At 68.9% G+C, this 20,929-nt stretch carries 20 protein-coding genes and 1 pseudogene; 7 read left to right on the top strand and 14 right to left on the bottom strand.

Features of this window, described 5'->3' with window-relative positions:
- Nucleotides 1-122: 122 nt before the first annotated feature.
- From ACZ7FF_RS40165 to ACZ7FF_RS40150, 4 genes are all read left to right on the top strand, one after another.
- Nucleotides 123-839, top strand: coding sequence for a response regulator transcription factor (locus ACZ7FF_RS40165; protein ID WP_470819065.1), 717 nt, complete (start codon nucleotides 123-125; stop codon nucleotides 837-839).
- Nucleotides 836-2,254 carry a sensor histidine kinase gene (locus ACZ7FF_RS40160; protein WP_470819063.1) on the top strand — a complete coding sequence of 473 codons (1,419 nt, stop codon included), beginning with the start codon at nucleotides 836-838 and terminating at the stop codon, nucleotides 2,252-2,254. Before ACZ7FF_RS40165 ends, ACZ7FF_RS40160 begins: the two co-directional genes overlap by 4 nt.
- A gap of 157 nt (nucleotides 2,255-2,411) precedes the next feature.
- Nucleotides 2,412-3,407, top strand: coding sequence for a hypothetical protein (locus ACZ7FF_RS40155; protein WP_470819061.1), 996 nt, complete (start codon nucleotides 2,412-2,414; stop codon nucleotides 3,405-3,407).
- A gap of 111 nt (nucleotides 3,408-3,518) precedes the next feature.
- Entirely contained in the window at nucleotides 3,519-3,728 is a 210-nt protein-coding gene (locus tag ACZ7FF_RS40150; RefSeq protein WP_470819059.1) for a hypothetical protein, read from the top strand.
- A gap of 651 nt (nucleotides 3,729-4,379) precedes the next feature.
- Here ACZ7FF_RS40150 and ACZ7FF_RS40145 read toward each other — a convergent pair.
- The 6 genes from ACZ7FF_RS40145 to ACZ7FF_RS40120 form a co-directional block, all read right to left on the bottom strand.
- Nucleotides 4,380-5,693 carry a COG4705 family protein gene (locus tag ACZ7FF_RS40145; RefSeq protein WP_470819057.1) on the bottom strand — a complete coding sequence of 438 codons (1,314 nt, stop codon included), beginning with the start codon at nucleotides 5,691-5,693 and terminating at the stop codon, nucleotides 4,380-4,382.
- Between the two features lie 354 nt (nucleotides 5,694-6,047).
- A complete protein-coding gene (locus tag ACZ7FF_RS40140; RefSeq protein WP_470819055.1) occupies nucleotides 6,048-6,674 on the bottom strand; it encodes a DedA family protein in 627 nt (208 codons plus the stop codon).
- Between the two features lie 128 nt (nucleotides 6,675-6,802).
- Complete coding sequence (locus tag ACZ7FF_RS40135) at nucleotides 6,803-7,018, bottom strand: hypothetical protein (RefSeq protein ID WP_470819053.1); 216 nt, start codon at nucleotides 7,016-7,018, stop codon at nucleotides 6,803-6,805.
- 458 nt (nucleotides 7,019-7,476) lie between these two features.
- Nucleotides 7,477-8,388 (bottom strand): GlxA family transcriptional regulator, encoded by a 912-nt coding sequence (locus tag ACZ7FF_RS40130; protein ID WP_470819052.1) that lies wholly within the window; start codon nucleotides 8,386-8,388, stop codon nucleotides 7,477-7,479.
- 10 nt (nucleotides 8,389-8,398) lie between these two features.
- A complete protein-coding gene (locus ACZ7FF_RS40125; RefSeq protein ID WP_470819051.1) occupies nucleotides 8,399-8,998 on the bottom strand; it encodes an isochorismatase family protein in 600 nt (199 codons plus the stop codon).
- 276 nt (nucleotides 8,999-9,274) lie between these two features.
- Nucleotides 9,275-10,108, bottom strand: coding sequence for a helix-turn-helix domain-containing protein (locus tag ACZ7FF_RS40120; protein ID WP_470819050.1), 834 nt, complete (start codon nucleotides 10,106-10,108; stop codon nucleotides 9,275-9,277).
- Nucleotides 10,109-11,467: 1,359 nt separating this feature from the next.
- Between ACZ7FF_RS40120 and ACZ7FF_RS40115 the strand changes: the two genes are divergently transcribed.
- On the top strand, nucleotides 11,468-11,956 hold the full coding sequence (locus ACZ7FF_RS40115; RefSeq protein ID WP_470819071.1) for an NUDIX domain-containing protein: 489 nt from the start codon (nucleotides 11,468-11,470) through the stop codon (nucleotides 11,954-11,956).
- Between the two features lie 27 nt (nucleotides 11,957-11,983).
- Here ACZ7FF_RS40115 and ACZ7FF_RS40110 read toward each other — a convergent pair.
- The 3 genes and pseudogenes from ACZ7FF_RS40110 to ACZ7FF_RS40100 all read right to left on the bottom strand — a co-directional run.
- A pseudogene (locus ACZ7FF_RS40110) lies at nucleotides 11,984-12,217 on the bottom strand (ATP-binding protein); the annotation flags it as partial.
- 287 nt (nucleotides 12,218-12,504) lie between these two features.
- Entirely contained in the window at nucleotides 12,505-12,720 is a 216-nt protein-coding gene (locus ACZ7FF_RS40105; protein ID WP_470819049.1) for a cold-shock protein, read from the bottom strand.
- Between the two features lie 65 nt (nucleotides 12,721-12,785).
- On the bottom strand, nucleotides 12,786-13,301 hold the full coding sequence (locus tag ACZ7FF_RS40100; RefSeq protein ID WP_470819048.1) for a hypothetical protein: 516 nt from the start codon (nucleotides 13,299-13,301) through the stop codon (nucleotides 12,786-12,788).
- Between the two features lie 408 nt (nucleotides 13,302-13,709).
- Between ACZ7FF_RS40100 and ACZ7FF_RS40095 the strand changes: the two genes are divergently transcribed.
- Nucleotides 13,710-16,643 carry an AfsR/SARP family transcriptional regulator gene (locus ACZ7FF_RS40095; RefSeq protein ID WP_470819046.1) on the top strand — a complete coding sequence of 978 codons (2,934 nt, stop codon included), beginning with the start codon at nucleotides 13,710-13,712 and terminating at the stop codon, nucleotides 16,641-16,643.
- A gap of 203 nt (nucleotides 16,644-16,846) precedes the next feature.
- On the opposite strand, the gene ACZ7FF_RS40090 is transcribed toward ACZ7FF_RS40095, so the two are convergent.
- The 5 genes from ACZ7FF_RS40090 to ACZ7FF_RS40070 form a co-directional block, all read right to left on the bottom strand.
- Entirely contained in the window at nucleotides 16,847-17,557 is a 711-nt protein-coding gene (locus ACZ7FF_RS40090) for a DUF4232 domain-containing protein (protein WP_470819045.1), read from the bottom strand.
- A 343-nt stretch (nucleotides 17,558-17,900) separates the two neighbouring features.
- Nucleotides 17,901-18,275 (bottom strand): FAD-dependent oxidoreductase, encoded by a 375-nt coding sequence (locus ACZ7FF_RS40085; RefSeq protein ID WP_470819069.1) that lies wholly within the window; start codon nucleotides 18,273-18,275, stop codon nucleotides 17,901-17,903.
- On the bottom strand, nucleotides 18,272-19,072 hold the full coding sequence (locus tag ACZ7FF_RS40080; protein WP_470819043.1) for an FAD-dependent oxidoreductase: 801 nt from the start codon (nucleotides 19,070-19,072) through the stop codon (nucleotides 18,272-18,274). The genes ACZ7FF_RS40085 and ACZ7FF_RS40080 overlap by 4 nt, the downstream gene beginning before the upstream one ends.
- Before the next feature lie 257 nt (nucleotides 19,073-19,329).
- Complete coding sequence (locus ACZ7FF_RS40075; protein ID WP_470819041.1) at nucleotides 19,330-19,620, bottom strand: hypothetical protein; 291 nt, start codon at nucleotides 19,618-19,620, stop codon at nucleotides 19,330-19,332.
- Nucleotides 19,621-19,986: 366 nt separating this feature from the next.
- The gene (locus ACZ7FF_RS40070; RefSeq protein ID WP_470819039.1) at nucleotides 19,987-20,208 is read right to left on the bottom strand and encodes a carotenoid oxygenase family protein; all 222 of its coding nucleotides are present in this window, start codon (nucleotides 20,206-20,208) and stop codon (nucleotides 19,987-19,989) included.
- Nucleotides 20,209-20,342: 134 nt separating this feature from the next.
- Here ACZ7FF_RS40070 and ACZ7FF_RS40065 point away from each other — a divergent pair, with 134 nt between their 5' ends.
- Nucleotides 20,343-20,594, top strand: a complete 252-nt coding sequence (locus tag ACZ7FF_RS40065) for a hypothetical protein (protein WP_470819038.1) — start codon at nucleotides 20,343-20,345, stop codon at nucleotides 20,592-20,594.
- Nucleotides 20,595-20,929: the final 335 nt, after the last annotated feature.

The following is a 20,929-nucleotide window of genomic DNA, read 5'->3' as shown; positions in this document are numbered from 1 at the left end:
TCACCAGACCACCAACCGCGGACCGGCAGAGTCCGCCCCGCAGCCACACGATCAGGCGACACCAGATGCAGTCAAAGGCTCACGAACCGCCCACTAAGAGGCCCGTTTGGCAGGCTGAACGTATGAACGACGCTCATGACGTATCCCGTGTCGCTCCCCCACGCGTGCTCGTGGTGGACGACGACCCCGAGGTGCGCGCCGCGCTGGAGGACGGGCTGGACCTGGAGGGCTTCACCGTCCGGGGCGTGCCCGACGGGCATGCCGCGCTGACCGCCTTGGCGGACTGGGAGCCGGACGCGATGGTGCTGGACGTGATGATGCCCGTGGTGGACGGGCTCGCCGTGTGCCGGCGGCTACGGGCTCTGGGCGACCGTACGCCGATCCTCGTACTGACCGCGCTCGACGCGGTCAGCGACCGGGTGGACGGGCTGGACGCCGGAGCGGACGACTACCTCGTCAAGCCGTTCGCGCTGGACGAGCTCGCGGCCAGACTCCGTGCGCTGCTGCGGCGTACGGGGCCCGGCGAGGCCGCGCCGGCGGCCGGGCTGCGCTTTGGCGACCTGGTCGTCGACCCGGAGACCCGCACGGCGGTGCGGGCGGGACGGCGGCTGGAGTTCACGCGCACCGAATGGTCCCTGCTGGATCTGCTGCTACGCCACCCTGGCCAGGTCCTGGAGCGGGAGACGATCATGCGCTGGGTCTGGGGCCGGGATCTCGGGCCCGATTCCAATTCGCTGGCCGTGTACATCGGCTACCTGCGCCGGAAGCTGGAAGCCGGCGGTTCCTCGCGTCTCGTCCATACCGTGCACGGGATCGGCTACCGGCTGGACGAGCAGTGACCCAGCCCCATGCGCACCGACGCCCCCCGCTGCGCCGTCGGCTTGCGCTGACCGCCTCCGCGGCGGTGGCGGGCGTGGCGCTCGGCGTGTGCGCGGGGGCGTACGCGGTCACCGTCTACACCCTCCAGCGGCAGTTCGATCTCCAGCTCACGCAGGCAGCCACGCTGGCTGTCCAGCAGCATTCCCATGAAGGGCCCGGTGTGCAGGCCGGTGAGTGTCGGTTCCTGGCCGCCCCCGCCTGCGCGCAGCTCGTGCCCGAAGCGCCCGCAGACGATCCGCACGCGAGGTATCTGCTGCCCGTCTCCGGGGCCGTGCGTCAGGTCGCGGGCCGTGACCGGGCTCCGTACTTCAGCACTGCGTCCGTGGACGGGCATCCGGTGCGTGTGCTCACGACACCGGCGCGTAAGGGGCTGGCCATGCAGGTGGCGCTCCGCTCCGACGGGGTGCGGCGGGCCGAGCGCCAGGCCGCCCTCCTCCTTGCGGCGATCGGCGGCGCCGGCGTACCCGTCGCCGCCCTGCTGGGCTACTGGGTGTCCCGTTCCGGTCTGGCGCCGGTGACCCGGCTGACCTCGACTGCGGAGCGGATCACCACCACGCGCGACGCCGGGCTTCGCATCGAACTGCCCGCCGGGCCACACAACCACGAGGACGAGATCACCCGGCTCGCGGTCGCCTTCAACACGATGCTGGACGCGCTGGAGGAGTCGCTCGCCGCGCAGCGCCGCCTGGTCGCCGACGCCTCGCACGAGCTGCGTACCCCTTTGACAGCCCTGCGTTCCAACGCCGAGATCCTGCTGCGCGCGGACCGGTTGACGCCACGGCAGAGGGAACGTGCCACGGGAGCCCTCACCCGCCAGCTGCGCGAAGTGACCACCCTGGTCAACGACTTGATCGACCTGGCTCGCGACGAGGAGCCGCAGCAGGCCCTGGAAGTGCTTCAGCCAACGGCTCTGCTGGAGCACAGTGTGGCCGCTGCTCGTGACCACTGGCCCCACGTGGGTTTCGTCCTCGACATCGAGCCCGCGACCGCGTCGGCGCTGACCGCCGCCGTCCCGAGCCGTCTGACCCGGCTGTTCTCCAACCTGTTGGACAACGCCGCGAAGTTCTCCCCCGCCGACGGCCGGGTCGAGGTAGCCGCGCGTCGGTCGGCGCGCGACGACGAGTTGGAGATCACCGTCCGCGATCACGGGCCCGGGATCGACTCCGCCGACCTGCCCCATGTCTTCGACCGCTTCTACCGCGCCCAGGCGGCTCGTGCGCTTCCCGGTTCCGGCCTTGGGCTGGCCATGGCCCGGCAGATCGCACACACGCACCGTGCGGAACTCACTGCCCATCAGGCGCCCGGAGGTGGAGCACTGTTCCGTCTGATGCTGCCTGTCGACCCACACGGCGTCAGCCGACGGCACGAGCCCTGACACAGTCGATCCCTTCGGGCGGGCGACACCGGATGAGCGTGATCGCAGCCCGTATCGGCGGGACACCAGCACCCGAGGACGTGTAGAACGCGGACGCTGCCGCCCTCGTTTCCCGCTCTTAGTTTCTTCTTAGAAGAACTCCGCAGGATCGCTTTCCATGACGATCAAACGAGTTTCGGCTGTGCTCGGACTGCTCCTCGCGACGACCAGCGCCCAGGTCACCGTCGCCTCCGCGGAAGCCGCGGCCCCTTCCTCCGCGACCCCGGTCAACTATCTCTACGCCTCCATCGGGGACTTCGACACCGACGTCAAGCCCCTCCTCGACCGCCCCGACATCGCGGGTGTGCAGGTGGTGGTGCCCTGGAAGGCGCTCGAACCGAGGAAGGGCCGGTACGACTTCTCCCAGATCGACCATGCCCTGGCATGCGCCCAGTCACGCGGCAAGAAGCTGTTCGTCCAGGTGCAGGACCGCTTCTTCACCCTGCCCGCGAGGCTCCCGGACTATCTGCTCAAGGACCCGGAGTACCGTGGCGGCGCGGCACCCACCACGAACGAGAGCGGGCTCGGTCCCGGAGAACCCGGTGCCGTGGCCGCCCAGTGGAACACCGAAGTCAGGAACCGCTTCCAGCACCTGCTCAAGGCGCTCGCCCAGAGGTTCGACGGCCGTCTCGCGGGAGTGAACCTCCCCGAGACCGCGACCGCCGTCGACGCGAGCAAAGACCGCACCGGGTACAGCGACAACGCCTACTTCCGTGCGGAGCTGGACAACATGGCATATGGGGCCAAAGTCTTCAAGAAGACCCCATTCGTCCAGTACGTGAACTTCTGGCCCGGCGAGTGGAACAACGACCACGACTACATGGGCCGGACCTTCGAATTCGCCAAGAAGCACGGCATCGGGCTGGGCGGTCCCGACATTCTTCCCAATCGCCCGGCACAGATGCAGAATTCGTATCCCTTCTTCCACAAGTACCGAGGACAGCTCCCGCTCGTGGCCATGGCGGTACAGGAACCGGATTTTGAATACACGAATCCCGGAACGGGCAAGCCGTACACTCGCCAGGAGTTCACGAACTTCGGTGCCGAGTTCCTCGGGGTGAACCGCATCTTCTGGGCCACCAGCTCGCCCTGGCTGCACGAGCCCGTGAAGTAGTCGGACCGTCACGCGGGCGCCTCCTCGCTGCTGTGGAGGCGCCCACGATGCGTCCCGGCGCTTCCGGGTCACAGGGGTTCGGCAGAGGATGAGCGCTGTCGGGTTCCGCTCATGCGGAGGCCCTTCGAGAGCGCGCAGATGCCGGCCTGGGCCGAACAGGCTCGGCGCGATCTCGGCCAGGTGCTCGGCGCCCTGGGCCATCCGGAGGCCCGAGAGACACTGGCCGCCGCCCACGACGCCCTCGCCGTGCTGAGAAGCCCACGTCAGGATGAGGCCGCCACCGCACTCGCCGCACTCGCCCAGACCACCACGGGCAGGTGAGGCCCGCCCGGCCGTGTACGCCGACTGCCATCCCCCCGGCCGACACGATGGCCGGTCGGGTCCCAGAGGGGAGCGCAGACCGGGCGTCGCCCCGCTGTGCGGCTCAGCCTGTGACCGGACCGGTTACGACAGGGGGCTGCATGCCGTCAGGGCCGCTACTGTCCGCCCACCACGGTCACGGGCACAGCGGGCCCGTGTCCGACAGGTGCAGCTGACCTGCCAGGGAGTCCATGTGCCACTGGAGTACCGCAGCCGGAACCAGTAGTTGCCGTCACGGCCGATGGCCGCGATGGTGAAGTTCGAGAGGCTGCCTTGCAGATGGTCGATGGAGACCTGACTCTGGACCCATCCGCCCATGGACCCCCATCCGTTCCAGGAGCCGTCGGGATAGGTCCAGTTCGTCCACACCGCGTGATCACTACCGACGACGAACTGCTCCGTCGTCCCGTTGTCGAGCTGCGTGGACGCGACCGTACGCGCAGAAGTACTTCTGGCCCTTGGTCGTGCAGTAGGTCGCCGCCTGTGCAGGCGCCGCCGCGACACCTACCGGGCCCACCACATGAAACGGCAGAGCGCGGAGGTGGCCCTTGCGCTGTGACGAACTGCCCAGACGTCAGCGGATGTGTCCGGGCAGTCCGTCGTCCCGGATGGTCAGCCGAGGGAGGTGAGGAGCGTGTTGAGTGCCTTGACCTCGGTGGCCTTGTCGGGATTCTGGGCCCGTAGTGCCTTCAGGACCTGGTCGATTTCGCTGTCGAGGAAGTGCCACGCCTTCTCACTCTTGGGTTCGAGGGTGGGCTGACGGTCGTCCCAGGCGGTCTCCAGATCGGTGACCCGGGTGGTCGCGGCTCGCTGATCGCCCGCGTTGAGCTTCGCCAGGGTGTCGGCGGTGATCGTGCGGAACTTCGCGATGTCGGCGGGAGGGAACGGTGACGTGGCCTCCTTCGGGGTGAGGTGTGTGGTCACGGGCGCGGGAGCGTCATCCTCACTGGCCGCGGCCGCATGAGGCTGGTTGTGCGCCCACACGAGGAGCGCCGCAGCTGCGACCGCCACGACGGCGTAGTAACCGAGCATGATCCGCTCACGTGCAGGATTCAGCGCTCGTGGTGCATCGTCCGACTCCTGGGACTCGATGACGTCGCTCCGGCTGAGCGTGAGGTACACGACCGTCGCAAGGATGGCACCCAGGAAGATCACGCTGGTCACCGCGGTGCCGAGGCCCAGACCTCCGTCGCCGCTGGGCGAGCCGAGCCAGTCGCCGAGGTTGGCGCCGAGCGGGCGGGTGAGGATGTAGGCCAGCCAGAAGGAAAGCACTGCGTTGGCGCCGAGGCGCCATCCGAGGACGATCGCGACGATCAACCCGAGCGGCAGGAACACGGAGACGCCCGGGCTCCAGCCGGTCAGGTCGAGGGTCCAGTCGCCGGTCGCGGTGCCGAGGGCAAAGGTGACCAGCACCGCGAGCCAGTAGAAGAGTTCCCGGGGACGGGTGGTGATGCTGTGGACCGACAGGGTCCGCTCACGCGCGTACCAGATTCCGAAGACAACGGCGAGGACACCGGCGAACACGCTGCTGCTCAGCGCGAGGGGAACGCCCTGGCTGTCGGTGAGGATGTCGGTGTAGAGAGTGCCGGTCACACTCACCACGACGACGGTGAGCCAGTACACGAACGGTATGTAGCGCTTGGTGCCGAGCTGCCAGCCGAGGACGGCTGCCAGAACGACGGTGAAGATCAACGCGGTGTTGATCAGACCGACACCAAGGTTCATGTTGATCCAGTCAGCGAAGCTTTCGCCGACCGTGGTGCAAAGGATCTTGATGATCCAGAACCAGATCGTGACCTCGGGAACCTTGTTCAGCATCTGGCCGCCACGTGCCCGAAGACTCTCGGAGGATCGGTGGCGGGTGCCTGTCCCTGGAACAACCGGGCTTTCAGACGTTTCATAGGTCATGCTGCCCGACTGTGGCATCGGATACCTGAACGCATCCTGACCGTCACCGTCGCGCGCCCCTCGACAGAGTGGGCGGCGGACGCGATCCCGGTGCTGCGTCGCCGCGGCCACCTGTACGGGCAGGAGCAGGCCAGACGACGGTGACAACGGCCCGCTTGTGACATTTGACCTTCGTGCCGGCGTCGGAGACCCCGGTCCGACATGGCAGTCGATCACGCGCCCCTCGGCAGGGCGCTGCGGCCGTCGGCTTCGCGCGCCCTGCCGCGGAAGGCATCGTGGATGCGCTCGACAGAGCCGTCGTCGTGCCACGACGTGATCCACCAGCGGCCGGTCGATCAAGGAGCAGCGTCCGCCAAGACGCGGAACGGCTGATCAGTCCGCCGCGCGTCGGCGGCGCATCACAGCGCGGACCACACACGCGAGAACCATCACACCCAGGGCGATGAGGACATAGGTCGAATAGCGGTTGACCTCGGTGTAGATGGTGGTGATGTGGTTGCCGGCGAAGTAGCCCACGCCCGTCCACAGCCCGACCCACAGCAGCGCGCCGAGCGCGTTGAAGGCGACGAAGCGGGTCCAGGGCATCTCGGCGGCGCCGGCGATGACGCCGTTGAGCTGGCGCAGCCCCTCGATGAATCGCGCGACGGTGACGACCTTCCCGCCATGCCGGGTGAAGAATCTTTCGGCTTTCTCGTAGCGCTCGGGTGGGAGGAAGACGTACTTGCCGTAACGCTGTACGAGGGCGTGTCCGCCGGTGCGGCCGATGAGGTAGGCGACGTTGTCACCGAGGATGGCGGCGAAGACGCCGATGGCGATGACGGCGATGATGTCGAGCTGCCCGGCACCTGCGTACACGGCTGCGGCGATCAGGATCGTCTCGCCGGGGGCCGGGACGCCGAAGTCCTCCAAGAAGATCAGGCCGCCTACGGCCCAGTAGCCCCAGTGGTCCAGGATCGGTGCGATGTCACCGAGTACCCCGGGCAGTGGTGGTGAGCTCATGCGGATCTCGATCCTTCCGCAAATTGGCGGGTCCGGTGGCCATGCGCCTCGGGCCGGGCGCGCCGGTGGTGGTTGTGTTCAGGCTATTGCTGTGTCGGCAGTGCCGACTCGGAGGCGCGAGGAAGCGATCAAGCCTGGACGGCCACCTCGCCCGACCGCGCCTCGGAAGTTCCGGATGCCCGTTTTCGTCCGGCGCGGGCGGCAAGTTGACGGGCCACATGGACGGCAGCCGGTCCGAGCGCCAGGACGGCGGCGATCGTCGGACCGCCGCGGGCCGCATGCTTCTCGCGGGCCGTGCCGGAATCGAAGGCCGCGAGCCCGAGCAGCACCGCGGACGGCGGCATCAGTACGACGCTGAGCGCCAGCGGGATCGAAGGCGGCGACGCGGGGACTCGCTGGGGTCATCCGACGTGCTCCGGATCGGGAGTGTGCTGCGGGCGGACACACCGTGAGCTACTACATAATGTAAAAGTAGAGGTCCGGCCCACCGGACTCGGCAGGGGGACCTCGTGGTGGGACTCGTAGAGGGCCAGGCCACACCCGGAGCGGTGGAGCCGCCCAACCGGGCCAGCCGCTGTCATGGGCCGACCCACCTGGTGGAGTCCGTACGACGGCAAGCTCCCCGCTGCTGCAAACCTGGCCGACATCGACCACTCGTATCCGTACCTGCGACAGCACGATCTTGTGGAAACGAGAGATCGGCGCACCGACCGCACTACCTCCGCGGCCGCTGTCTTACGCTCGCCAACTCCAGCTGCCGCAAGGGTGGTTTGTGTTCTGCTTTGCCGAGGGTTGCTACTGATCACTGCTCGCGTGCTCGCAGGCGGCGCAGCATGCGGGTGTCCGTGAAGCCGACGGCGCGGGCGGCGGCATCGACCGTGGTGCCGTGGCTGATGAGGTGCTCGGCGCGTTCGCGACGCAGGGTCTGCTGGTAGCGAAGCGGGGTGATGCCGCCGGTCGCGCGGGTGAAGAGGCGGGTGAGGGTGCGTTCGCTCACCCCCACGGCCGCGGCCAGGTCAGACAGGGGAAACGGCTCGTCGAAGCGGGCGTCGAGCAGGTCCTGGGCGCGGTGCACGGTGTCGTCGAGGTGGGATCGGTACCGGAGCATGGCGCTGGCCTGCGGTTCATGGCCGTTGCGTCGCGCGTAGACGACCATGTCCCGGGCCACCTGGGCGGCGACGGCGGGGCCGTGGCAGGTGGCGATCAGGTGCAGGGCCAAGTCGATGCCACTGGCGATGCCGGCCGAGGTGACCACCCGGTCGTCGGCGGTGTACAGGACATCGCGAACGACCGTCGTCCTGGGGTAGCGGCGTGCGAGCTCGTCCTGCACATCGTGGTGCGTGGTGCAGCGGCGGCCGTCGAGCAGGCCGGCGCGGCCGAGCGCATCGGCTCCGGCGCAGACGCTAGCGACGGTCCCGCCCCTGGCGTGGTGGTCCCGGAGAGACTGCAGGCAGGCCTCGCCGATGGCAGGACCGTCGGCCAGGGTGAGCGCTCGCCAGCCGGGAACCACGATCAGGTCCTCGGGGCCCAGCTCGGGCCAGTCGAGCCGGGCCACCAAGGGCAGGCGCTGGGCGGTGGAGACCAGCGGTTCCTCGGCGATGTAGCTGAGTGTGTAAGGGTGCCCGAAGTCGGCCGCCGTGGAGAAGACCTGCGCGGGGCCTCCCAGGTCCAGCAGATGGACTCCGGGCACCAGGAGGAAGGCTATGTGGCTCACGATCCGGTCATCATGCCCGAGGTCCGGCCGCGGCCTCCAGTTGCCCGACCGTCGTGATGGTGGCGAAGCGTCCGGCAAGGGCGTACTCGGTGCGCCTGATGATCTCGTCGGCGCTCAGGGTGCGGGGATCCGACAGCAGTTCCGCGACGCTCTGGTCGGCAGGAGCGTCACGGTGCGGAATGGGGTTGGTCGCGGTGGCGTCGATGACGAAGGTGACCAGGTAGCCGAGGTCGCTCCCCACGCGGGTGGTGGTCTCGACGCACTGCTCGGTTCGGATGCCGCAGACAGTGAGCTCGCGGATGCCGCGCTCTGTGAGGAGTTGCTGCAGACCGGTGGTGGTGAAGGCGTTGTGCGAAGTCTTGTGGATCAACGGTTCCCCCTCCTGGCGCTGCAACTCCTCCATCAGCCGGACGTGACCGAGGGCGGGGTCGAAGACATCACCGCTGCCGGGCTCGGAATGCAGCACCCACACCACCAGGTCCCCGGCCTGGCGAGCGAGCCGGACCAGTCGGTCCACCTGGTCGGCGATCTTCGGGTTGGAGATGGTCTCCCACAGCGGGCGGGCACGGAAGGATTCCTGGACGTCGATGACGATCAGCGCTCGGGTCATGCCCCAAGCCTCACCGGCGGGACCGGAACGGCGACAGACCTCATCGGGTCCCGGTACGGACCGATCCGGTCACGGCTGGTGCCGTCACCCCTCACCCCTCGCTCCGTACTCGCCAACGCACCTGATCAAAGGGCTGCACAATCCGTACGAGTCGTCGATGCGCGGGTGGCGCGAGAACTACCAAGGTGCGTGCACCCGCGGTTTTCGACCTGGTGGTCGGCGCGGACGGATGCCATCGAGGGCGTGGCCGTCCGGATCGCGCAGCGCGTTCTGGGCTCAGGCTTGCCGGCCGGCGGCCTCGGTCAACAGGTTCAAGGACCGCTCCGGGCTCAGCGACGAGGCCTGCAGTTCGGAGAAGGCATCGACGTACTCCTCGACGCTTTCCTGTCGGAGCGCCTGCAACGGGGACGTCAGGTAGAGCCGGGGGCCGTCGTCCTCGTTGAATTCCAGCACCGTGAAGGAACGCGGTGTGTACCAGGTGGGGCCCGCGGACAGCGGCCGAACGAGGATCTCGACGTGCGGCTGTCCTGCGATGCCGACGAGGTGACGGAGCTGGTGACGCATGAGCGGTGGGGAGGGTGCGGGCCGCCGAAGCACGGCTTCGTCCATGACGAAGGTCAGTCGACGGGGATACTCCGGATCCGGTTTCAAGATCGCCTGCCGGAGCTCCAGCAGGCCATCGGCTTCCCGGCCAAGGCCGTCCTTGGAGGGGTGGACGGCTCGGGAGTACTCCGGCGTCTGCAGCAGATCCGGAAGCGCCATGGCGCTGTAATGGCGATGAACGTCCGCGGCCTTCTCGAAGAGGAGGTACTCGGCGGCGTCGCCGGACAGCCCGGACCGCCAGTGAGCCAGCCAGGACGGGCGTTTGGCCTCCCGTGCCCAGATCGCCTGTGCGGCGCGCGTGGCGTCGTCCAGTTCATAGAGATTGGCGAGCTCACGGAAGTCGTTCAGAGATACGTTGAACGCCCCCTTCTCGATCCTGATCATCTTGGCCACGGACCAGTACAGGGCGTCAGCCACCTCCTGCTGAGTACGCCCGGATTCCATCCTGGCCCGGCGAAGCGCGGCACTGAGCCTTTTGCGGTACAGGTAGGGGTCGATGTTGTCCATGTCTGTCCTCCTGCTCCGGCGGCACGGGGAGGGGATCTGAACCATGAGGCGCCGACTTCCGCTGTCCGAGGGGTAGTTGAGCCACACGGACACGTGTTGTGATCGGTCCGAGTGGGTATGCTCGAGTCGGCCCGGCGGGTCATGCCCGTCGCAGACGCCAAAGTCCGTACGCGAGACCCCGAGATCAAAAAAAATGCCTCGGGTGTGCGACATGGCACTCTGCCACCTGGCACTTCCTGCCAGGCCAGAAACGCATCTGGTCGATGAAATCCCCGAGGCGATCTCCTGGGAATCGCTACTGGGGAAGGCCGACCGTGTTTCCTTCAACGTGGGCCGCACGCCTGCTTCCGGCCCTGCGTCTGCTGCCGGTGCTGCTGGTCATCGTCCTGTCCACGCCTGCCTGGCTGGTGTGGCCCTTCTTGGCGGCTGACCGGCGCCAAACCGTGCTTGAAATGGTGCGCGAACTGATCCGGTGGACCAATGGGCCGGCGTCCTGAACACACCGACGACGACGCGGCCCCACGCCGACGAGGCCGGCTGGGGCCGAACGTAGCTGCTCACTGTCGGCGCCGACAGCGCGTCTTCGCCGACCAGCAGAGCGAGCTTTGCTCTCAGGTGCTCCAACTCGGCGAGGAAAGCGGTGATTCCACCCTGGCCGGCGATGCGCGGGCCTGGGCCGCTCCTTCGTGGCGCTTGAGGACGGCTACGCGATGGACCTCCTGGTCGGCGGCGCGACCGCCCAGGACATCGAGGACCGCCTCCTCGACCACGCCCGCATCGTCACGGGCAACGCGGCCTTCAGTGGGGGCGCCTGACCGACGTCAGGGGAACGCTGCTGACACGATTCCAGTCATCTGCATCCAGCAAGACCAGCCGCCGGGACCGTGGCGGCGCCTCTCAGACGTCGAATGAGCGGTGAACCGCACGGACGCATGAACCATCAGCGAGCGAGGAGGGTGCACGCTCGAATTGGCGTTCGCCCTCTCGGACTTCGGACATCTCCACCAGGGCGCGCACCCCGCCGGCACCCCTAACTGGGCCAGCGCGGGCAAGACGAGGCGTCGGGCGCCGCCTATTGGCCGGCCTCGACGATCCCGGCGTAGACGCGCAGGTCACCGTTCCTGGTCGGCACGTTCCAGCGCCGCAAAGCGTCCATCGCACCGGATGGCCACGCAGCCTCGTCCTGGTCGGCGACGAAGCACACGAGGCGCTGCTGTATGGGTTCGTCGGCGTAACGCGATGACGGTTGATGCCGAGTTCAGGCAACAGATGTCGATCAAGCGGGTCCAGAACGTTGCCGAGTTCCGAGAAACGGCGTTGTCAGTGGGTTCTGCCAGGGTGTGTTTCGTGGATGAACTGGTGGAGCGTGTCGACTGTCAAGATCGTGTCCTGGGGGTGGTCACCCGTCGGCAGGCCATCCGGGAGGGTTGGCTGCATCGGGTCGCCGTGACGATGTGTCGTGATGAGCGTGGCCGGATCCTCGTCCACCGGCGGTCGGAGCAGCTGTCGCGCTTCCCCGGGCTCTACGAGGTCGTGGTCGGTGGCGCCGTGGATGTCGGCGAATCCTATGAACAGGCTGCCGCGCGGGAGCTGGCCGAAGAGCTGGGCATTCGTGGCCTGCCGCGCTTGCTGTTCACGTTCATCAACCGCAGCGGCCTCAGCCCTCACTGGCTCGGCGTGCATGAAGCCGTCGTTCCGGACGCTGTCGTCGCCGATCCCCATGAGGTCGCCTGGCATGGCTGGCTGACCGAGCCGGAGCTTCACTCGGCCCTGTTGGAGTGGCGCTTCACTCCCGACAGCCACGAAGCCTTCAACCGGTATCTCGCGTTCCGGGCCGCGCAGCCCTGACCTTTCTCGCCTCTTCGATCGGGCCCCTCAGCCCAGGGACTGTTGCTCGACTCGGGCGCGGGTGATCGCGCGGCGGTAGGAGTCGGTGCCGGTCTCCATGATGTTGCCGCCGAAAGTGAGGCGGTCAACGATGGCAGCGCAGAGGCGGGGGTCGGTGAAGGTCTTGGTCCATCCTCCGAAGGACTCGTCGGAAGCGATGGCCACGCTGTTCCTCTCCTCGCGCTCGGTCAGGACTTGGAAAAGGAGTTCGGCGCCGCGACGCCGCCCTTCTCTTGGCAGGCAGTGGAGGGCGTCGATGCCGTCATGGGACCGGAAGGCGGCCCAGCGGTCGGCTTCCACCCGGCGGCGTGAGAGGCCCAGCACCTGGGCGACGGCAGCTCTGAGGTTGTCGTGGCGGACCTTCCCGGTCGGTACTCCGCCTAGCACGTCGAGAGCGTGGACGTGGCCGTCGAAGAACGCCTCCTGCCCCGCCGAGGCGGAGGATGCGTAGGAGTGCCGCGGCTGGGCCCAGGGCACATCGTCCCGGCCGGCGAGAGGGTCGTCGTCCGTCACAGCGGCAGGTCTTGGCCCCACCAGGATCCCGTGCGCCCGCGACGGGGACCGTAGCTGCACGGCGGTGCTCGGACGACGTGTACCTGGGTGGCCTGTGGGCCTTGCGGTCCCTCGGTGACCTCGTAGGCCACCCGTTGAGCATCCTCCAGGCTGCCGTAGCCGGTTCCCTGGATCCCAAAGCGGTGCAAGAGCAGGTCCAGGCCGGAGTCCACGGCTGACCGGGCGGGCGGCCACCAGCCCCGTGCCTCGGAGCGGCGGTCGCCCGACCCTGGTGGGGCTAGTGCGCTCCGATGGTGGTCCTCGGGCTCTGTACGTCACCGTAGTAATGGCCGTTCAGCCAGAATCCGCCCGAGACCACGTAGGTGCCCGCCGGCGCGTTCCAGTACCGGCTGTACCCGCTCGCTCCGCCGTACCGTCCCGGGTAGGCCGTACCGGACGATGCGTTGGTCAGGTAGTCGCAACCGAAGTCGTGGGCCCAGCGGCCGGTGTTGACGTCGACCGCGTGCGCGCAGTACTCGACGGTGCTGCCGGAGTAGTTGTTGAACGGGACCGTCGAGGAGATGGTGTAGCCGTTGTTCTCGACGTAGTAGCAGGAGTCGATCCAGACGTTGCCGGTGACGTACGCGTAGTCGTGCGTGGTCCAGGACCGGCACGCGTTCGCGCTGTACGCCGGGGATACGACGCGAGTGCTGGAGGCCGGGGTCGCCGCATGGGCGCCGGACGCCGTGAGGAGGCTGCCGGCCAGAGAGGCCGCGACGGCTGCCGAGACGGCGAGTGCCTTCTTGAAACTCATGAGTACCTTCCAGATTCGACGCTTCTGCGTGGTTCGCGAGACCGATGGGCGTGTGCCCCGTTCCTCATCCGGCGCATTCCAGCGTCGGTGACGAACCTCGGCCCGGATCGACCGACCGTGCTGCCTCGGCTCGGCGTGGCCGCCTGGCGGTGGAAAGCCGCGGTCCTGACAACCCATCGATCAGCCATGGGCCTCGGCCACTCCGGTAGTGGTGACAGTGGCGACGGCCGTCGTCGCGGCCACCACTGCCGCCTTCACCGAACGTCTCACTGCTGATCCTTTCGTTGCACAGGAATGGCCGAGTGACCAACCGTGACGCTATGGACACGGATCCGCCGACCGTCCTAGATTCGTCCTAATGCCAGGTCAGCGTGGGACCAACGCTGATCGTGAAGTACCGGGGGAGACATGCGATTTGGTGTGCTCGGGCCGTTACACGCCCAGATCACCGGGTGCGAGGCCCGGCTCGACGGACCGCGCCAGGCCAAGATGCTGGCCGCGCTTCTGATCGACGCCAACAACGTCGTCCCGACGGAGCGGCTCGTCGCCGTGATGTGGGACGACAAAGTGCCCGCCACCGCGGTCCGTCAGGTCCAGGACGCGCTCTCCGGGCTGCGCCGCAACCTTGCCGCGTGCGGAGCACCCGCCTCCCTGATCAGCACGCGGCGCGGCGGCTACCAGATCCATCTGGCCCCGGATCAGCTCGACTTACTGGAGTTCGAACACGAGCGGTACGTCGCCGAACGGCACAAGACCCCGTTCGAGACAGCTGTCGCACTGCGGCGCGCGCTGGCCTGCTGGCGCGGTGAGGCCCTGGTCGACATCTCCAGCCGGGCCCTGGAGTTAGATGCGGCACGGCTGAACGAGAGACGTGCCGCCACGCACAAACTGTGTCTGAGCATCGAACTCGACCTGGGGCGTCATCGCGAGGTCGTGGAGGAGCTGACCGCCCTGCTGCGCGACCACCCCTACGACGAGCACGTCGCCGGACACTTGATGGTCGCCCTCTACCGGTGCCAGCGCCAGGGCGAGGCGCTGCAGGTGTACGAGCGGCTGCGCCAGACACTGGCGGGGGAACTCGGCGTCGACCCCACCCCGCCGATCCAGGCGCTGCACCGGCGCATCCTGGTCGCCGATCCCGCCCTGGCGGTCTCCGCCCCCGCGGGCGGTCCCTCGGACACACGGCCGGAGAGTCCCGGTGCGGCGGCCACAGAACCGGTCATGGCGCTGCCGGTACGCCAACTGCCCCTCGATGTGACCGACTTCGTGGGCAGAGCCGACGCGCTGGCCGAGGTCGCCCGATTACTCGACGCGTCGGCACCGGACCGGGGCCCGGTGGCCGTCGTCGTGGGCGGTCCCGGTGTCGGCAAATCCTGTCTGGTGACGCACGCCGCGCGGCTGGCGAGCTCCTCCTTCCCCGACGGCCAGCTCTACCTCAACCTCGCCGGCACATCCGACGAGCCCCGGGATCCGGCGCTGATGCTGGCCGAGGCGCTGCGTGCGTTCTCGATCGCGGGCAGCGCGATCCCCCATGGGCTGTCCGAACGGGCCGCGCTCTACCGGTCGTTGCTGGCGGACCGCCGGATGCTGGTGGTGCTGGACGACGCCGGTCACCCTGACCAGGTGCTGCCGCTGCTGCCGGGGGCCGACGGCTGTGCCGTGTTGATCACCAGCCGCGCTCTGCTGACGCAGCTTCCCGGCGCCCGGCACATCGACCTGGACGTGCTGAGCCCGGCGGAGGCGCGGGAGTTGTTCACCGGCATCGTCGGGCGGCGGCGGGTCGAGCGGGAACCGGCCGAGGCCGACGCGATCCTCGACTGCTGCGGCAACCTGCCGCTGGCGATCCGGATCGCCAGCGCCAAGCTCACCGGCCGCCCGGCCTGGTCGCTGCGGGTGCTGCGGGAACGGATCGAGGACGAGTCCCGGCGGCTGGCCGAGCTGAGGATCGGGGATCTCAGCGTGCGAGCCAGCGTCGAACTGAGCTTGCGGCTGCTCCCGGCCGACGCGGTGCGCGCGCTGAGCCTGCTGGGCCTGCTCGGCGCCTACACCCTGCCCGGCTGGGTGCTCGGACCGCTGCTGGACCGCTCTGACGCAGAGGACGTGCTGGACACCCTCGTCGACGCCAGTCTGGTGCGGCTCACCGCCACCGACGCCATCGGCCAGCCGCGTTACCGACTGCACGACCTGATCAGGACCTGTGCCGTGGAGATCGCCGCCCAGCTGCCGGCGGAGGACAAGCGGGACGCGATGGTCCGGGTGCTGTCCACCTGGCTCGATCTGGCCGGGCGCGCAACCGACCGGCTGCCGGCCGGGCTGCTGGTCAGCGAGCCCGGTTCGGCGCCGCGCCTTTCGCTTCCCGACGCGGTCGTGGAACGGTTGATGGCCGACCCGGTCGGCTGGTTCGACGTGGAGCGCGAGACGCTGCTCGGTGCGGTGAAACTGGCCGTGGACTGGGGACTGGACGAGCTGGCCTGGGAGCTGGCGGCCGGCACGGTGACCTACTACGACCACCGGTGCCTGTATCAGGACTGGGAGCACGGGCACCGGCTCGCATTGGAAGCGGCCGAGGCCGCCGGCAACGTACGCGGCGCATCGGTTCTGCTGCGCGGACTCGGCCAGCTGCACATCTACCGGGACGAGTTCGAGGGGGCGACCCGTGCCCTGGAATCCTCTGCCGAGCTGTGCCAGGACAGAGGGGACAAGCGCGGAGAGGCGTTGTCGGTGGCGATGCTGGGCACGGTCAGCCGGGTGCGGGGCCGTTACGGCGAAGCCTCCGATCGTGTCGAGCAGGCGCTGGCCATCGCGGTCGGTGAGGGCGACCGGCACCTCGAGGCGCAGCTGTCCTGTTCGATGGCCGTGATGCGGCTCATGCAGGGCGAACTCGACGAGGCGGAGTCCTGGTTCGGCGAGTCCTTGCGCCAGGCCAGGGAGCTCGACGACGGACATCGGGTGGCGGTCGTGCTGCGGCGGTTCAGCCGACTGCACGATCAGCGCGGTGATCCGGACGAGGCGCTGCGCTGCCTGTGGCAGGCGTTGGCCACCTTCGAGGCACTGGGCGACGAGCGGTGCGCTGCGTACACGCTGCTGGAAGTCGGCCGCGTCTACGCCGGTCAGCACGACCGGGACCGGGCGAGCCCGGCGTTGGAACGCGCGGCGGGCCTGTTCCACCGGCACGGCGACCGCCACGACGAGGCCGCGTGCTGGCAACTGATCGGCGACCTCGACGCCGCCGCCGACGCCCACGACTTGGCGCGCCGCCACCACGGGCGGGCACGGCGGTTATGGCAGACGATCGGTGACACACACGAGGTGAACACTTCAGCGCCACCGTCGTCGCCGTGAGCTTGAGGGCGCTGACCTCGCTGACGTACTCGACGGGGCACCGTTCCATCCCCAGGTCGAAGTTCTGAGCGGTGAGAACATCGCCGGGGTTGAGTCCCCCGTCCGACACGATGGCGCTCCCGGGTGGGGCGGCCGCAGGAGCGGCCGTCGCCCCCGTCCCGGTTCCCCACCTCAGGGAGTAAGCGCCGCCGACCGACGCATCGTCAGAAGTTGTACGGCTTCTCGGTGTTCCAGTTCAGCACATCGGCCTCGCTCCAGCTGAACTGCGGCTTGTCGCCCTTGGCGTCGACCGAGTAGAAGGGGCCGGTGTGACCGTCCGCGCCGCGCAGCGCGATGGCGAACGAGGTCGCCGTCCGGTCCTTCGAGCCGTAGGCGAAGAGGTTCACGGCGCTGTACACGTTGCCTCCGGGCCGGAGCGTGATGTGCTTGTCGCCACCCGGGTTGTCCTTCTTCGAGTGCGGCAGTGCGGCACCGTCGACACCCCCGCCGAGTTTCACGGCCGGGTAAGAGGTGACCCAGCACGGCTTGGCGCTCTGGTTCGACGCGGTGACCAGCAGGTGGTCACCCTGCTGACCGGCGAACCGGTGCACCGCGGTGACCAGCAGCTCGTCTCCGCGGCACTGCTGGGCGCCGGCCGTGGTGCCCTTGCCCGCGCCCCCGCCCGTCCCGCCCGAGCCGGCCGCCGAGGGCTCCCCACCCTTGGTGTCACCACCACTGCTGGTCTGCTTCGCACCGCCCTTGCCGCCCCCGTTGGACGCGGACTGGCTCTGCGCGGTACCAGCGGCGTGGTCGCCGCCCGACGCCTTCGAGCCGTCGTCGGCGCCGCCACAGGCGGTCAGGCCCAGCGCCAGCGCGGCGGTGACGGCGGCAAGGGTGGCCGAACGGGTGGTACGGCGGGCACGATTCGTGGTCATGATGAAAACTCCCCCATGGTCTGTGGTCTGTGGTCCGTCACGGTGCGGCTCCTCCCCCGCTCCCGCAGGGCGACCGGCCGCATCGGCTGTTTCGCTGCACCCCATGAGATGGCGCCGAGCTGGGCGTTGTTCCCCCCAGGTCTGTCCGCATTCGGTAACAAGGCAACTGGGAGCTGACACACCGATGTTCACGCCGAGCCCGCACCCGAGGCCGGGTCTCACGCCCACGGTCGGCGAGACGAAGTGCGTCAGCATCAGCAGCGGTCCTTGAGGGTGCGTGCGGTCTCCTGGGAGACCGGCCGGACACGCGATGTCAGTGCCCTCGGCATAGTGCCGCGCGTGATCAACGACTTGGACAGCATCGACTGGTCATCGATGAGCCACGCCTACGGCCCGGCCGTCGATGTCCCGGAGTGGCTGCGGGGGATGACCTCGCCCGACCCCGAGGTCCGCGAGAAGGCGCTCGACGGCTTCTACGGCGCGGCCCCGCGTCCTTCAGGGCGATGTTCGCGCCGGAGCCCCGGCTGGGCGGCATCGCGTGGATGGCGTCTCCGAGCAGCGTGACGGCCGTCGTCGGCCACGGTTCGACCGGGTCGGAGGTGCGGATGTTCAGGAGGAACGTCTCCTCGGGCGCCGCCGCGGCGACCAGTTGCCGCAGGTCCTGATGCCAGCCGGAGACCAGGTCCTCGGCGACGGCATGCAGCTCGGGAGCGTTCATCGACCGCATGCGTTCGTCAGCCGGGAAGGCGCTGCCCATTCCCGAAAGGGCCCACATGACGTAGGAGTCCGTGTCCTTGAAGTCCGCGTGCGGCCACAGCCTGGCCGCGGCGGCGGAGGGCCGCTCCTGGAACAGCACCAGCCCGAGGGCCATGCCCAGCTTGCGTGAGCCCACCACGGCGGCGAGGCCCACAGCATCTCCGGCAGCCGGGCGCGTATCTCGTCGGTCAGCGGCGTCTTGCCGTACAGCACGCGGTCGCCGGTGTCCCGTACCGTCGCATGCGGCAGGTACTGGCCGCGGACGCGGGAGCCGGCTCCATCAGCGCCCACCAGGACGTCGGCGACGTCGTCGGTGCCGTCCTCGAAGAAGACACGCACACCTCCGGTGACCTTGTCGCCCTGCTCGTAGCGGACGAACGTCCTGCCGAAGTGGACGACGTCCTCCAACCCGGCCAGCAGGATCGTGCGCAGCACGAACCGGTCCACCGAGGTGTTCACCTTGGCAGGGACGGACATGTCGGGCTCGGGGAACTCGACGCGGTGCAGTTGCCTGAGCTGCTTGGTGACGACGGTGACCTGGCGGCTGGGGCTGCTCGCCGTCGCCAGGAACAGCTCGTACAGGTGCGGTGGGAGACATGCCTCAAGGCCCTGCGCGCCCCGCCCGTCCATGTACAGACGATAGCCCTGGCGCCGGGAGTCCAGTCCCGCGTCGCGCTCGTACACGACCACGTCGATGCCGGCCCGTCTGAGGCCCTGGGCCAGACAGAGACCGCCGAGACCGGCTCCGACAGCTGCCACGCGCATCAGCAACCACCCGTCGTCGACTCCGCCTCGCTCCCCGTCCGGCCACAATCTCCGCCCGGGAAGAGGCTGTTGACCTTGCCTGGAGCGGGCGGCGGGCAGCGCCCCGACCCTGCGCCCCGGCCGCGTCTGTCGGATCGGGAAGGTATCGCACTTCGCCGGCAGCTTTAGTCCAGCAGCAGGTCGTCAAGCCAGCGCGCCAGTTCCCGGAGTTCGCAGCCAGCCGATGTCCTCGGCGTGCTCTTCTGTCCTCGTCACACAGCTTCAGCTGCCGCGCGACGCACACGCCAGCCCACCCACAGCCTGGCGAACACGAAGAACACGCTCACGGCGGCAAAGCACCACGCGATGAGGATGTTTCGCCCGGGTGACAGGGCCAGGCTGCTATGGCCGTACTCCCAGAAAACGAAGGCGAGCAGCGCGAACACCAGGGGCATCACCCAGCCCTTGAGCATCATGTGGGGCATGAGGGGCCGCAGGTAGGTGGGGAGCGGTATCTCCACCGGCGCGGAGTCGGGAGCGGATTGCTGGACGTCGTCAGACATGACGCGGAGCATAGCCGTTGGCTGCGAACCGACCGCCGCCAACAGCAGCAGGTCCGAACAGCCGACGGGTAGCGGCGCCGGACAGGCGGCATGCCGGTCACCAGGCACGTGGTGAACCGGACGTCCACCAAGCCGCAGGCCGCGGTCGGCAAGTCTGACCGGCTTCCCGCGTAGCGATTCCAGTTTGGTCCGCACGCTGACGTCCACTCCCCCCTCGCCGACCGGACGAGCCATGACGCCCTCGCCACCCGGCCGTTGCCGAGCAGGTCAGACCGCAGTCCGCCGCCTCGGCGGTATGTCAGGGCGTGGCCGAGGCGGCCGCGTCCAGGTGTTCGGCGCGGCCGCCTCATTGACGCTGCGAAAGGGTCACAGGGTGCTGTCGGGGAGCCAGGTTCCGTGGATGCCGGCAGGGACGCGGTGGGGAAGGTGGACGGTGGCGACGCGGTCGAGGCTGGAGGCGTCGAGGACCAGGAGGTGCGAGGCGTCCTGCGCCCTGGCGCAGGTGACGGCGGTATGTGCCGCACGGGAGGCCCAGTTCCTCCACCGGGTCCTCGGAGTCGGCCGCGAGCCGGGTGCGCACCAGTGCACACGCGGCGAACGCGTCAGCGTCGCGCCAGTGTGCCAGCGCCTCCCGCACGGCCTGGTCGAACGCCGTGCGCGACAGCGGCGACGGCCCGGTCGGGGCAGGCACCGCCGCGGGCGTGGCCGGCCCTGGCGGTGAGATGAACCGCATCAGCCACGACTCCACCGGCACCTGGGGCCAGTCGACGCCGAACAGCCCGTACGTGTGGGCACCCACCCGGGGGCGCGCCCCGGTGTCCTCCAGCGTCCCCCGCACCCGCTCACCCCACGCCTCGGCGTCGCGGAACACGGCGAACCCGGACGCCCGGCCCCGCGCCCGTACCGACTCCGCCTGGGCCCGGGAACTGCTCAGGTCGATCACACGCGACGGCACCTGGCACTGCTCGGGGTAGACCGTGAAGCGTGCAGTCAGTTGCAGGAGGAATCCCGACAGCAGGGCCCCGACTCCTTCCCGGCTCGGCAGCCGTCGGGTAAGCAGCTGGTCCATCCAGGGAACGGACAGCGCACACCCGGCCTTGGGCACGTCGGCAACGCCCACGTGGGTGCGGCTCTCTCCACCATTCCCGCGGACAAGGAATCGCAACGCGTCCACCTGCGCGCGGTGATGGCGACCACGCACTCCTACGAACCGGCATGACAGAACTCCCGGGGCGGGTGAGGTCCGGGTGCCGGGCAGGCGGAGACAGCCCTGCTCCCGGCCAGCAGCGCGACGGCGGCAGCGTCCATC

This window comes from Streptomyces sp. NPDC037126 (assembly GCF_055605965.1).
The sequence above is the reverse complement of the archived record's forward strand: the minus strand, read 5'-3'. Positions and strand labels throughout refer to the sequence as shown.

Bases quoted from the DNA above. Each gene is read 5' to 3' on its own strand.
- ACZ7FF_RS40095 (WP_470819046.1), top strand. From the start codon at position 13,710: ATGCGATTTGGTGTGCTCGGGCCGTTACACGCCCAGATCACCGGGTGC.
- ACZ7FF_RS40065 (WP_470819038.1), top strand. From the start codon at position 20,343: ATGAACCGCATCAGCCACGACTCCACCGGCACCTGGGGCCAGTCGACG.
- ACZ7FF_RS40155 (WP_470819061.1), top strand. From the start codon at position 2,412: ATGACGATCAAACGAGTTTCGGCTGTGCTCGGACTGCTCCTCGCGACG.
- ACZ7FF_RS40125 (WP_470819051.1), bottom strand. From the start codon at position 8,998: ATGACCCGAGCGCTGATCGTCATCGACGTCCAGGAATCCTTCCGTGCC.
- ACZ7FF_RS40090 (WP_470819045.1), bottom strand. From the start codon at position 17,557: ATGACCACGAATCGTGCCCGCCGTACCACCCGTTCGGCCACCCTTGCC.
- ACZ7FF_RS40145 (WP_470819057.1), bottom strand. From the start codon at position 5,693: ATGCCACAGTCGGGCAGCATGACCTATGAAACGTCTGAAAGCCCGGTT.
- ACZ7FF_RS40140 (WP_470819055.1), bottom strand. From the start codon at position 6,674: ATGAGCTCACCACCACTGCCCGGGGTACTCGGTGACATCGCACCGATC.
- ACZ7FF_RS40100 (WP_470819048.1), bottom strand. From the start codon at position 13,301: ATGAGTTTCAAGAAGGCACTCGCCGTCTCGGCAGCCGTCGCGGCCTCT.
- ACZ7FF_RS40085 (WP_470819069.1), bottom strand. From the start codon at position 18,275: ATGAACGCTCCCGAGCTGCATGCCGTCGCCGAGGACCTGGTCTCCGGC.
- ACZ7FF_RS40165 (WP_470819065.1), top strand. From the start codon at position 123: ATGAACGACGCTCATGACGTATCCCGTGTCGCTCCCCCACGCGTGCTC.
- ACZ7FF_RS40075 (WP_470819041.1), bottom strand. From the start codon at position 19,620: ATGTCTGACGACGTCCAGCAATCCGCTCCCGACTCCGCGCCGGTGGAG.
- ACZ7FF_RS40135 (WP_470819053.1), bottom strand. From the start codon at position 7,018: ATGCCGCCGTCCGCGGTGCTGCTCGGGCTCGCGGCCTTCGATTCCGGC.
- ACZ7FF_RS40150 (WP_470819059.1), top strand. From the start codon at position 3,519: ATGCGGAGGCCCTTCGAGAGCGCGCAGATGCCGGCCTGGGCCGAACAG.
- ACZ7FF_RS40120 (WP_470819050.1), bottom strand. From the start codon at position 10,108: ATGGACAACATCGACCCCTACCTGTACCGCAAAAGGCTCAGTGCCGCG.